This is a genomic window from Yersinia sp. LJYL362, from assembly GCF_048323875.1.
In genome coordinates, this window is sequence record NZ_JBLWEX010000145.1 from 1 (window position 1) to 11,832 (window position 11,832).

Genomic DNA, 11,832 nt, shown 5'->3' on the forward strand with positions numbered 1-11,832 from the left:
TCCTTAACCCAAAAGCCTGGTTGATGGGATTAGGGTCAGTTGCCAGCTTCAGCATGGCAGGGGCGGCCTATAATCATTCGATCTTAATGATCAGTCTTGGCATGTTTATGGTGAATCTGGTGGCCGGAATCATTTGGCTGGGTTTTGGAACATTGATCGGCCGTCTGTTACGCAGCCGCCGGGCATGGTTTACCTTTAATATCGCGATGGGCTTGCTGACGGCGGCCTGTGTGCTGCTTATTTGGCATTGATTACTCAGCGGGACTAATAAATGGCTTATAACTATTTTCATGTGGATGCGTTTATCGGCACAGGGTTATCCGGTAACCCTGCTGGGGTGTATTTACTGAAAAAACCGCTGTCGGCAGCACAGATGCAGCGTATCGCTGCGGAAATCAATTTACCGGAAACCAGCTTTGTCTGGGACGAAGGGGATAAATCGGCAATCCGTTGGTTTACGCCAGAGCGTGAAGTGGATTTATGCGGCCACGGCACTCTGGCGGCGGCACATGTAATGTTCAACGTGGTTAACCCCGGTTTGCACGATATCTGTTTTCGTAGCGCCAGTGGTGATTTACATGTCAAGCGCGACACTGATAACTTTAGCCGACTATCACTGGATTTCCCTGCATTGCCCCCAGAGAAGATTGCGATTGCGGCTGAACTGAAAGCCCTGCTTGGTATCGATATTCAACAGGTATGGCAGGCAAAATCCCTGCTGGTGGTGCTGGAGAGTGAGCAACAAGTACGTCAATTACAGCCGGATCTGGTGGCGCTGATTGCTTATACCGGCCGAGGTGTGATTGTGACCGCGCCGGGTGATGAGGTCGATTTTGTTTCGCGCTACTTTACCCTGAGCAGCAATGAAGATCCGGTGACCGGTTCAGCTCATTGCACGTTAATGCCATATTGGGTGGCGCGGTTGGGTAACACATCGTTGCATGCCCGCCAGATATCCGCGCGCGGTGGTGAGCTATTCTGCACCTTAGCCGGGGAACGTACTTTTATTTCAGGTGCATCCCGCATTTTCCTTAAAGGCGAAATTACATTTTAGTTAACTGTTTGTTACGGATAAGAATTCTACTGTGAGTTAATTTGTTATCGCTTAAAGGAATAAAGAATAATTTTTTATTCCTTTAGCGGTGTTACTCCTTCAGGTATCACTGTCATCTCAGCGCCCCAAGTTCGTTTAGGGTCGTAACCATAACGAATGACACTGTTAACCGAGCGGAGTGAACCCATGACGATAACCTTTTCTTCTGTAAGTCTTGCCAGCGCAGCACGTGGCATCTGGCGATCGGGTGGGGCGCTGTTGGCTCTGTCATTGGTGGCGACCAGCGCACATGCTGTTGATGTGACAGTGGCCTACCAAACCTCTGCGGAACCGGCCAAGGTCGCGCAAGCGGATAACAGCTTTGCCAAGCTTTCCGGTGCCAAGGTGGATTGGCGTAAATTTGATAGTGGCTCCAGTGTCGTCAGAGCGCTTGCTTCGGGTGATGTGCAGATTGGTAATATCGGCTCTAGCCCACTGGCTGTTGCGGCCAGCCAGAATGTCCCGATTGAGGTTTTCTTGTTGGCCTCACAATTGGGCAGCTCTGAAGCATTAGTGGTCAAAAAAGAGATCAAAACTCCGCAGGATTTAATTGGTAAACGCATTGCCGTGCCATTTATCTCCACCACCCATTACAGCCTACTGGCCGCTCTGAAGCATTGGGGTATCAAGCCGGATCAGGTCACTATTCTGAATTTACAGCCACCCGCTATCGCTGCCGCCTGGCAACGTGGTGATATTGATGGCGCGTATGTTTGGGCTCCTGCTGTCAACGAATTAGCCAAAACCGGTACTGTTCTGACTGACTCCGCGCAAGTGGGGCAATGGGGCGCACCAACCCTGGATGTTTGGGTAGTACGCAAGGACTTCGCTCAGGCCCATCCTGAAGTGGTGACCGCCTTTGCCCGCAGTGCATTGGCCGCTCAAGGGGCTTATTTAGCACAACCGGATCAATGGCTTAAAAACCCAGAACATCTGAGCCAGCTTTCGCGCTTAAGCGGTGTTCCGCCAGAGCAAGTGCCAGAACTGGTGAAAGGCAACACCTACCTGTCAGTAGCCGATCAGATAACCCAATTGGGCCAGCCGGTGGATCAAGCTATCCGTGATACCGCTGCGTTCCTCAAACAGCAGGGTAAGATCCCGCAGGTTGCCAGTGATTATCGTGATTTCGTCACTGACCGCTTTGTGAAAGATGTTCAGGCGACCCCGCAGTCCTAGGAGCCATCATGTTAAATGTCAGTGGCCTGTGGGCTGAATATCAGGGCAAACCTGCCTTACAGGATGTGTCATTACAAATCGCATCCGGACAGTTGGTCGTGGTATTGGGGCCATCAGGCTGTGGCAAAACTACATTGTTGAATTTGATTGCCGGATTTATGGAGCCTTCAGCTGGCAGCATCACTCTGGATGATATTCCGGTTCATGGCCCGAGTGCCGAACGGGGAGTGGTGTTCCAGCATGAGGGTTTACTGCCGTGGCGCGATGTGGTCAGCAATGTCGAGTTTGGCTTGCAACTGGCTGGTTTGAGCAAGCAACAGAGACGGATAACCGCGCTGAAAATGCTTAATCGGGTCGGGTTAGCCGGTTTTGAACATCACTACATTTGGCAGCTTTCTGGAGGGATGCGCCAGCGAGTGGGGATTGCCCGAGCGCTGGCGGTGGATCCGCGCTTATTACTGCTAGATGAACCGTTCGGTGCGCTCGATGCTTTTACTCGTGAACAGATGCAAGAGCTGCTGCTGTCTATTTGGCGTGACACCGGCAAACAAATTTTACTGATTACCCACGATATTGAAGAAGCGGTATTTCTGGCCAGCGAGCTGCTCTTGCTGTCGCCGGGGCCGGGGCAGGTGGTCGAGCGATTATCGCTAAACTTTGGTCAGCGCTATGCCGATGGCGAAGCTTGCCGCAGCATTAAGTCTGATCCTGAATTTATCGCCCGCCGCGAATATGTGCTGGGTAAAGTCTTCCAACAGCGGGAGGCCCTGATATGAGCCTGCACAGTACATTACGCGACGCCAGTTTACGCCCACAAGCCACCCCGTTATCTGCGCCTGATGCCGTGCGTCCAGCGCCCTTGAACGCTAAGAAGCCTGTACGCCGTTTACCGGCGACGAAAGGATTGTGGCTCAGTATCGCCACTTTGGTGAGTGTGGTGGCGCTGTGGTGGGCGGTCACGGCGCTTGGGCTTATCAGCCCGTTATTTCTACCCGCGCCGCAACAGGTTCTGCATCAGTTACTGGTGATTGCCAGCCCACAGGGCTTTATGGATGCCACGTTATGGCAACATTTGGCCGCCAGTTTGGGGCGTATTTTAATTGCACTGTTAGCCGCTGTAGCTCTCGGTGTCCCCACCGGAATTGCTATGGGGCTGAGCAGCACAGTGCGTGGCGTGCTGGATCCGCTTATTGAGATTTATCGCCCAGTGCCACCGCTGGCCTATCTGCCGCTGATGGTGATTTGGTTTGGTATTGGCGAAACGTCAAAAATATTGCTGATTTATCTGGCCATATTCGCGCCGATCACTTTGGCCGCTGTGGCAGGCGTGCGCAGTGTGGCACAGGTACGAGTGAGAGCGGCACGCGCATTGGGTGCCAGCCGCTGGCAGGTTTTGTGGTTTGTTATTTTGCCCAGCGCATTACCGGAGATTTTAACCGGCATTCGCATCGGGCTGGGTGTCGGTTGGTCAACATTGGTGGCGGCTGAGTTGATCGCTGCGACGCGTGGATTGGGCTTTATGGTGCAATCGGCTGGAGAATTTCTCGCCACCGACGTAGTGATTGCAGGCATCAGTGTGATTGCCATTATCGCTTTTGGCATGGAATTAAGTTTGCGGGCAATTCAGCGCCGGTTAACACCTTGGTATGGAGCACAGCAATGAATGAACGTTTGGTAGTGACGCCATTGGGACCGCATATTGGCGCTCTGATTGAGAATGTGAATATCGCCCGCCCGTTGGGGGATAGCCAGTTTGAGCAGCTTTATCATGCCTTGCTCAAGCATCAAGTCCTGTTTTTCCGCAATCAACCGATTACCCCGTTACAGCAACGCGATTTAGCCGGGCGCTTTGGTGATTTACATATTCATCCGGTTTATCCTCACGCGAAAGAGTGTGAAGAGATTATTGTTTTAGATACGCACGATAATAATCCGCCGGATAATGATAATTGGCACACTGACGTCACTTTTATCGAGACTCCTCCTTTAGGTGCGATTCTGGCTGCGAAGCAATTGCCGACCACTGGCGGTGATACGTTATGGAGTAGCGGGATTGCCGCTTATGAAGCTCTTTCATCAGCTTTTAAACAGCTTTTAGCCGGGTTACGGGCAGAGCACGATTTCACCCATTCTTTCCCCGAACATAAGCATCGTGCAACGCCAGAAGACCATCAGCGCTGGTTGCTGGCAAAAGAGAAGAATCCGCCATTGCTCCATCCGGTAGTACGTACTCATCCGGTGAGTGGGCGTCAGGCATTATTTGTTAATGAAGGATTCACTACGAGAATAGTGGATCTCAGTGAGAAAGAGAGCGATGCGCTACTGCGTTTTCTGTTTGCGCATGCCACCAAACCGGAGTTTCAAGTGCGCTGGCGCTGGCAACAGGATGACGTGGCTATCTGGGATAACCGCGTCACCCAACACTATGCCAATGCGGATTATCTACCGCAGCGACGGATTATGCACCGAGCGACGATTCTCGGAGATAAGCCAGTATTTCGGCCTTAATGGGCTATCTTATTTTTCGCCCAACAATTTATTTTTAGCCCAACAATGAACGGGCTGCATTTTCGGCGGCATCGACTGTGATGTCTTCAACTTGCGGCCCGGCATGCAACAAGACATGGCGCACTAATGGATACCAGCGCAAGTACTTTTCTGGCCGTGATTCAAACAGCGCGACCACCGGTATCTGCAATGCAGAGCTGACATGTACCGGTGAACTATCGGCTGAAATCACCATATCTAGCAGACTTATGGCTGCAACAAACTCATCGACACCGGGGGTGAATAGGCAACGGCCCTGAAAAGCGGCCAACTGTGCTTCACTTGGTGGGTCTGTTGGGTCATACAACACGACGATATCAGCCTGATCACTGAGTTTTTGCGCCAATTGTTGCCATTTCTCCAAACTCCAGCGGCGTTGTGGCGCTTTGTTGGAAATGAACAAGCCAACCCGTGGCCGCTTTTTCTCACCTAATTCTGTCTGCCATTTAGCCTGCAATTGCGGATCTGGATAGATGTGCAGTTGCAATGCGTCGATATCAACTGGCCCTAATTCAGGTACCAGCGCGAAACCTGAGAGTGCCTCATGGCGTATTGGCCGATTGGTAACATGGTCAGGATTGCGATCGTCGAACTCACTTTCAGTGGTATGCCAGCGACAATCCGTAGCACCCAGTAGTTTGGCGAACTGAATGCTGTTTTTGTTCATGCCGCCATTAGGAATAATCAGCAGATCAAAGTGCAATCGCCGTAATCGCCGAATCAGTGCCAGACGGTTAACGAGCGCCTTAATTCTGCCAGGCTGCTGATTCCTTTCACATTGCTTACTGTAAACATAGGTGTGAACCGCAGTAATATCAGGGTTACGAGCCAATACCGCCTGATTGTATTTGTTCGCTAATACATGAATTTCTGCGGCGGGCCAACGTTGCTTGAGTGCATGCAACAACGCTGTGGTACAGACCATATCACCAAGGAAATCTATCCGGATAACCAAAATGCGCTGCATTTACACCTATTCCTACTGAAAATTTATTACCTATTAGACACTAAAACCTTCTAAGTATTCACGGAAATAAGTGTAAGTTGTCCATCTATTTCTATGGGTTATGATTTTGTTGTGCTAAACGTGCCAAAATCACCGAACAACGTAATGCCCGCCAAAATTCATGGATATTACTCGCCCCCCGATACAGAGCCGAGGGTAAACCGAGCTCCCGAAACTCAATAGCTAACGCTGTACGCTCTGGTGACGGGGGTAATCTCTTACGCATTAGCCCTAAAAAATGGCCGCTCTCTTGATTGGCGTGGCGTAACAACGCAGCGCGTAAAGGTAGTTCTTGCGCTCTGGCAAGGCTAACTAACGCTTTAATAATATGGAGATAGCTATTGGCGCGAGCTAATAAGGCTTGGGTTGATGGAGAGTGGGTGATTGATTGCGGATTAGTACGATAACCATAGAATGGCGTTTCACAGAAACCGATACGCCGGGTGGCAAGAGCCAGATGAGTCGTCCACAGAATATCTTCATGGAGCATTTTGGGGATGAATACCAACTGGTGAGTATTAATGAGTTCGCGGCGAATTAATTGCAGCCATGCGTAATGTGGCCATTCATTATGCTCAACACTGCGGATAATCCATTGTTGGCCGCTAAGTGTTTGACCCCACAATTGTTTATGTAACAAAGGGCTCTCCGGAGGGAAATAAGGGTCAGTGGTAAAGCTGAAACCATTTCCTACCAGTAAATCTAGCTGTTGTTGCTCAGCCTGCCGCAACCAAGTCAATAATGCATTGGGCGCAAGCCAATCATCACCGTCCACAAAAGCAACCCAGCGCGCGCTAGCCCGGCTTATACCAGCATTACGAGCAGCAGAAAGCCCTTGATTGGGTTGACTAATAATGACCAGCCGTGGGTCACGGTGTGCCGCGTTTTCTAAAATCGCCAGACTATTATCGGTTGAGCCATCATTAACGGCGATGATTTCCAATGACACACCAGACTGTTGGTACAGTGAATCTAAGAGTAGTGCGAGATAAGCGCCGCAATTAAATACCGGCACTATCACGCTAATATCCTTATTACTCATAACCTTATTATCCTTAATGAGGTGTTTTTTTGAAAAGCGGGTTACCCCGCTTCAAACAGCTTGGTGAGATTCTCCAACTGCTCTTGTGCATCCAACCACTGCATTTCAGTCTCTTCCAGCTTGGATTTTACTTGTGTTTGCTGTTGCAGACACTGGGTTAAATCAGCCTTGCGGGAAATATCGTAGAGGGCTGAATCTGCCAAGCGCTCTTCGATTGTTGCCAGCTCGCTGCCGAGCTTATCCATCTGTTTTTCCAGCGTCATGATTTGCTTACGCAATGGCTGGGTTTGGCTGCGGAACTCAGCATCACGGCGTTTTTGGTCTTTGCGCTGCTGCGCACTGTTGCCGGACAACTCTTTGGCTGGATTATCCTGTTGGCTTTGCTGGCGCTGTAGATCCACCAGAAACTGTTGATAATCTTCCAGATCACCGTCGAACTGCTCTACTTTGCCATCATGCACCAGATAAAGATCATCAGTGGTGGAGCGCAGTAAATGACGATCATGGGAAACCACCACCAATGCACCTTCGAAATCAATCAATGCCTCGGTCAGAGCCTGGCGCATATCAAGATCCAGATGGTTAGTCGGTTCATCGAGCAGCAGTAGGTTAGGGCGCTGCCAGATGATCAGAGCCAACACCAGACGCGCTTTTTCACCGCCGGAAAAACGGGCTGTCGGGTCGGTAACCTGATCGCCCTGAAAACCGTAACCCCCCAGATAATCACGTAGCTGTTGCTCCGGCTCTTTAGGGGCCAGTCGGCTCATATGTTGTAGTGGAGATTCATCTGCTCGTAAGAATTCAAGCTGATGCTGGGCGAAGTAACCCAATTTAATCCCTTTGGACAGGCCGATTTCACCACTTTGTGGTTCCAATGTTCCGGCTAGCAGCTTGATCAGGGTGGATTTACCCGCTCCGTTGCGGCCTAACAAACCAATGCGTGAGCCAGGCACCAGATTGAGCTTAATGGACTCTAAAATCGTACGATCGCCATAACCAGCACTGACTTTGTCCATGCGTAACAGTGGATCAGGCAAGCTCTCTGGTGTGCGGAAACTGAAATGAAACGGGTTATCTACATGTGCCGGAGCAATCAGTTCCATCCGTTCCAACATTTTAATGCGACTTTGGGCCTGCTTGGCTTTGGTCGCTTGGGCACGGAAGCGGTCAATGTAACTTTGCAGATGCGCAACTTTCTCTTGTTGATGCTGATACATCGATTGTTGCTGTGACAGTTTGGTGGCGCGCTGACGTTCAAAGGATGAATAGTTACCTGTGTATTCATTCAGCGTCTGCTGTTCAATATGCAGAATTTTATCGATAATAGGATCAAGGAAATCGCGGTCATGGGAAATCAACACCAGTGTGCCGGAGTAGTTTTTCAACCATTTTTCCAGCCAGATCACGGCGTCCAAATCCAAATGGTTGGTCGGTTCATCCAGTAACAATAGATCGGAGCGACAAATCAGTGCTTGTGCCAGGTTAAGGCGCATTCGCCAACCACCTGAAAATGAGCGCACAGGCTGCTGTAAACTTTCTTGAGAAAACCCCAATCCGTGTAGCAAACTGGCAGCACGGGATTGAATGGTCCAGGCGTGGATGGCATCGAGCTTGCCGTGCACGGTTGCAATGGCATGACCATCATTTTTTTCATTGGCGGCCTGAAGTTCGGCCTCCAATTGGCGATATTCGCGGTCACCGTCGATAACATACTCTATCGCCGGCACATCCAGTGCAGGGGTTTCTTGGTTGACCCACGCCAGTGCCCAGTTACTGGGAAAAGTAGCATTACCGCCATCGGCGCTCAGTTCGCCTTTGAGCAACGCCAGCAGAGTAGATTTACCACAGCCGTTTTTACCGACCAGCCCGACCTTTTGCCCAGGGTTAATCGTTGCTGTTGCATTATCCAGCAAGACGCGAGTACCACGTCGAATTTGTAGCGAGGAAAAAACAATCATAGAGTGCCGTATGTTTAGAGTATGTTAAATTATCCCGTCATACTTCAAGTCGCATGTGCGTTGGCTACGCTCAATAACCCGAATCACTTACAACACAGTAAGCTCATCGGGATTTTCTCGCTTGCCGCCTTCCTGCCACTCGAATTATTTAGGGTATTTATCTCCCAGAGTTCTTGAGGTTGCCAACTGACAACACCAATGACTGTGGGTACAAATCTTAGTCTTTTTTGGTCTTTGCGAAGCATGGTAACGGAAAAACCGGACCCTGACGACGCTTTGGAGGGGAATGATGTCGCAGCCACCGAAGGTTTTGCTGTTGTATGCCCATCCTGAGTCACAAGACTCGGTGGCTAATCGGGTTTTGCTGCAACCGGTGCAGCAATTAGAACATGTCACTGTGCACGACCTATATGCACATTATCCAGATTTTTTTATTGATATTCACTATGAGCAGCAGTTGCTGCGTGAACATCAAATTATCGTTTTTCAACATCCTCTCTATACCTACAGTTGCCCGGCTTTGCTGAAAGAATGGTTGGATCGCGTGCTGGCGCGTGGCTTTGCCAATGGGGTGGGGGGGCATGCACTGACCGGTAAATACTGGCGTTCAGTGATTACCACTGGCGAGCCGGAGGGCGCTTATCGGGCGGGGGGGTATAACCGCTATCCAATGGAAGATATTTTGCGGCCTTTTGAATTGACCGCAGCTATGTGTCATATGCATTGGATGAGTCCGATGATTATTTACTGGGCGCGGCGACAAAAGCCGGAAGTTCTGGCCAGCCATGCACAAGCTTATGCGCAGTGGTTGCAGTCACCGCTAGCTACAGGAGGGCACTGAATATGGAAGGCTCGGCGCTACTGACCGCGATTTTATTATTTCTATTTGCCGCTGTGGTGGCGGTTCCTATTGCGCAGCGCCTGGGGATCGGTGCGGTATTGGGTTACCTGATAGCCGGTATCGCCATCGGCCCGTGGGGATTGGGGTTTATTCGTGATGTCGACGAAATCCTCCACTTCTCCGAACTAGGTGTTGTCTTCCTGATGTTTATCATTGGCTTGGAATTGAACCCAGCCAAGCTTTGGCAGTTGCGGCGCTCTATTTTTGGTGTCGGTGCAGGTCAGGTGGTAATAACCGCTACAGTATTAGGGGCATTGCTCTATTTCACCCAATTTGCCTGGCAAGCCGCAGTGATTGGTGGTATCGGTTTGGCCATGTCGTCAACGGCAATGGCATTACAGCTGATGCGCGAAAAAGGGATGAACCGCAATGAAGGCGGTCAGCTCGGTTTCTCGGTCTTACTATTCCAGGATATGGCGGTTATCCCGGCTTTGGCACTGATTCCTATTTTGGCTGGTGGCGGTGGTGCTGCTAATGATTGGGTCAAGATTGGTATTAAAGTTGCGGCTTTTGCCGGTATGTTGATTGGTGGCCGATATTTGCTGCGCCCGTTGTTTCGCTACATTGTGGCCTCAGGCGTGCGCGAGGTTTTCACCGCTGCGGCTTTGCTGGTGGTGTTAGGTTCGGCACTGTTTATGGATGCTTTGGGCTTGTCTATGGCGTTGGGGACATTTATCGCGGGTATCTTATTGGCGGAAAGTGAATTCCAGCATGAACTGGAAATCGCTATCGAACCCTTTAAGGGCTTGCTGCTCGGGCTATTTTTCATCTCAGTCGGGATGGCCTTGAACCTTGGTGTTCTGTTTACTCATCTGCTCGATGTTCTGTTAGGCGTTCTGGCGCTGGTCTTTATCAAAGGTACGGTGCTGTATGGCCTGGCGCGAACATTTGGTTTGCGCCGTTCGGTACGCCTGCAATTTGCTGGTGTGCTGAGTCAGGGCGGTGAATTCGCTTTCGTCTTATTCTCTGCGGCATTTTCTCAACACGTTTTAAATGCCGAACAACTGGCGTTGTTGCTGGTGGTGGTCACTCTGTCAATGATGACCACGCCGTTATTGATGCAGGGTATCGACCGTATTTTGGTGCGTCGTTATAACGCGCAAGAGGAGAGCGACGAGAAACCCTTTGTTGAAGACAATGATCCACAGGTGATTATTGTGGGCTTTGGGCGCTTTGGTCAGGTGATTGGCCGCTTACTGATGGCGAACAAAATGCGTATTACCGTGTTGGAGCGCGATGTCAGTGCGGTCAGTGTGATGCGCAAATACGGCTATAAAGTTTACTATGGTGATGCTACTGAGCTGGAACTGCTACGCGCGGCCGGGGCAGAAAAGGCCAAAGCTATCGTTATTACCTGTAATGAGCCGGAAGACACCATGACGCTCGTACATTTGTGCCAGCAGCATTTCCCGAACCTGCACATTCTGGCCCGAGCCAGAGGGCGTGTTGAAGCCCATGAACTGCTGCAAAATGGTGTCAAAGACTTTACGCGCGAAACCTTCTCCAGTGCACTGGAACTGGGGCGGAAAACATTGCTGGGATTAGGCATGCACCCCCATCAGGCCTATCGCGCGCAGCAACATTTTCGGCGGCTTGATATGCGAATGTTGCGTGAACTGGTGCCGCAGCATCATGGCGATGTGGCGCAAATTTCCAGAGTTAAAGAAGCCCGCCGTGAACTGGAAGATATTTTCCAACGAGAAATGCTGCATGAAAGTCGGCAGTTAGATGGCTGGGATGAATACGAATAATGCCGGAGAAAACGATGACAAACGATCTTAATAAAACAAAAACCCGTAAAAGATTCATTGCCGGTGCTGTTTGTCCACAGTGTAAGGCATTGGATACATTGGCTTTGTGGCGTGAAGATCAGGTTGAAGTGGTGGAGTGTGTTAAGTGCGGTCACCATCAACGTCAAACGGATGAGCAGGTTAAGAAACACGTCCGGCCACATGAACAAGTGATCGGTATTTTCCATCCGGAGTAGCGTTATCCTTCGCGATTTTTTATGCTGGTGAGTACAGCGGTGCAGATTTCCGCTACAATCTGTGCCAATTTTTGTTCCAAGGGTAGGAGATATCATGAAAGTAGCAAAAGACTTGGTGGTCA

General features: G+C 50.4%; 11 protein-coding genes and 1 pseudogene. 9 read left to right on the top strand and 3 right to left on the bottom strand.

Going from position 1 to position 11,832, the window contains the following annotated elements:
- From ACNSO8_RS06740 to tauD, 6 genes and pseudogenes are all read left to right on the top strand, one after another.
- A pseudogene (locus ACNSO8_RS06740) lies at positions 1-251 on the top strand (LysE family translocator); the annotation flags it as partial.
- Between the two features lie 20 nt (positions 252-271).
- Complete coding sequence (locus tag ACNSO8_RS06745; protein ID WP_019081517.1) at positions 272-1,054, top strand: PhzF family phenazine biosynthesis protein; 783 nt, start codon at positions 272-274, stop codon at positions 1,052-1,054.
- A 186-nt stretch (positions 1,055-1,240) separates the two neighbouring features.
- A complete protein-coding gene (tauA, locus tag ACNSO8_RS06750) occupies positions 1,241-2,269 on the top strand; it encodes a taurine ABC transporter substrate-binding protein (protein ID WP_019081516.1) in 1,029 nt (342 codons plus the stop codon).
- An 8-nt stretch (positions 2,270-2,277) separates the two neighbouring features.
- The gene (gene tauB / locus ACNSO8_RS06755) at positions 2,278-3,045 is read left to right on the top strand and encodes a taurine ABC transporter ATP-binding subunit (protein WP_019084075.1); all 768 of its coding nucleotides are present in this window, start codon (positions 2,278-2,280) and stop codon (positions 3,043-3,045) included.
- Entirely contained in the window at positions 3,042-3,932 is an 891-nt protein-coding gene (tauC, locus tag ACNSO8_RS06760; protein ID WP_050876918.1) for a taurine ABC transporter permease TauC, read from the top strand. Before tauB ends, tauC begins: the two co-directional genes overlap by 4 nt.
- Positions 3,929-4,777, top strand: coding sequence for a taurine dioxygenase (tauD, locus tag ACNSO8_RS06765; protein WP_019081513.1), 849 nt, complete (start codon positions 3,929-3,931; stop codon positions 4,775-4,777). Before tauC ends, tauD begins: the two co-directional genes overlap by 4 nt.
- A gap of 34 nt (positions 4,778-4,811) precedes the next feature.
- Here tauD and ACNSO8_RS06770 read toward each other — a convergent pair whose 3' ends face one another.
- The 3 genes from ACNSO8_RS06770 to ACNSO8_RS06780 all read right to left on the bottom strand — a co-directional run bounded on the left by ACNSO8_RS06770 (position 4,812) and on the right by ACNSO8_RS06780 (position 8,822).
- On the bottom strand, positions 4,812-5,783 hold the full coding sequence (locus ACNSO8_RS06770; protein ID WP_418394192.1) for a glycosyltransferase family 9 protein: 972 nt from the start codon (positions 5,781-5,783) through the stop codon (positions 4,812-4,814).
- A 91-nt stretch (positions 5,784-5,874) separates the two neighbouring features.
- Positions 5,875-6,864, bottom strand: a complete 990-nt coding sequence (locus ACNSO8_RS06775) for a glycosyltransferase (RefSeq protein WP_418394193.1) — start codon at positions 6,862-6,864, stop codon at positions 5,875-5,877.
- Between the two features lie 41 nt (positions 6,865-6,905).
- Positions 6,906-8,822, bottom strand: coding sequence for an ABC transporter ATP-binding protein (locus tag ACNSO8_RS06780; RefSeq protein WP_005174650.1), 1,917 nt, complete (start codon positions 8,820-8,822; stop codon positions 6,906-6,908).
- A 289-nt stretch (positions 8,823-9,111) separates the two neighbouring features.
- On the opposite strand from ACNSO8_RS06780, the gene kefG reads away from it, so the two are divergent.
- The 3 genes from kefG to ACNSO8_RS06795 are packed head-to-tail and all read left to right on the top strand — an operon-like array spanning position 9,112 to position 11,710.
- On the top strand, positions 9,112-9,663 hold the full coding sequence (kefG, locus tag ACNSO8_RS06785) for a glutathione-regulated potassium-efflux system ancillary protein KefG (protein WP_019081510.1): 552 nt from the start codon (positions 9,112-9,114) through the stop codon (positions 9,661-9,663).
- Between the two features lie 2 nt (positions 9,664-9,665).
- A complete protein-coding gene (gene kefB / locus ACNSO8_RS06790) occupies positions 9,666-11,474 on the top strand; it encodes a glutathione-regulated potassium-efflux system protein KefB (RefSeq protein WP_005174647.1) in 1,809 nt (602 codons plus the stop codon).
- A 14-nt stretch (positions 11,475-11,488) separates the two neighbouring features.
- Positions 11,489-11,710: a YheV family putative zinc ribbon protein gene (locus tag ACNSO8_RS06795; protein ID WP_019084071.1), complete on the top strand. Its 222-nt coding sequence runs from the start codon at positions 11,489-11,491 to the stop codon at positions 11,708-11,710.
- Positions 11,711-11,832: the final 122 nt, after the last annotated feature.

Bases quoted from the DNA above. Each gene is read 5' to 3' on its own strand.
- ACNSO8_RS06745 (WP_019081517.1), top strand. From the start codon at position 272: ATGGCTTATAACTATTTTCATGTGGATGCGTTTATCGGCACAGGGTTA.
- tauA (WP_019081516.1), top strand. From the start codon at position 1,241: ATGACGATAACCTTTTCTTCTGTAAGTCTTGCCAGCGCAGCACGTGGC.
- tauB (WP_019084075.1), top strand. From the start codon at position 2,278: ATGTTAAATGTCAGTGGCCTGTGGGCTGAATATCAGGGCAAACCTGCC.
- tauC (WP_050876918.1), top strand. From the start codon at position 3,042: ATGAGCCTGCACAGTACATTACGCGACGCCAGTTTACGCCCACAAGCC.
- tauD (WP_019081513.1), top strand. From the start codon at position 3,929: ATGAATGAACGTTTGGTAGTGACGCCATTGGGACCGCATATTGGCGCT.
- ACNSO8_RS06770 (WP_418394192.1), bottom strand. From the start codon at position 5,783: ATGCAGCGCATTTTGGTTATCCGGATAGATTTCCTTGGTGATATGGTC.
- ACNSO8_RS06775 (WP_418394193.1), bottom strand. From the start codon at position 6,864: ATGAGTAATAAGGATATTAGCGTGATAGTGCCGGTATTTAATTGCGGC.
- ACNSO8_RS06780 (WP_005174650.1), bottom strand. From the start codon at position 8,822: ATGATTGTTTTTTCCTCGCTACAAATTCGACGTGGTACTCGCGTCTTG.
- kefG (WP_019081510.1), top strand. From the start codon at position 9,112: ATGTCGCAGCCACCGAAGGTTTTGCTGTTGTATGCCCATCCTGAGTCA.
- kefB (WP_005174647.1), top strand. From the start codon at position 9,666: ATGGAAGGCTCGGCGCTACTGACCGCGATTTTATTATTTCTATTTGCC.
- ACNSO8_RS06795 (WP_019084071.1), top strand. From the start codon at position 11,489: ATGACAAACGATCTTAATAAAACAAAAACCCGTAAAAGATTCATTGCC.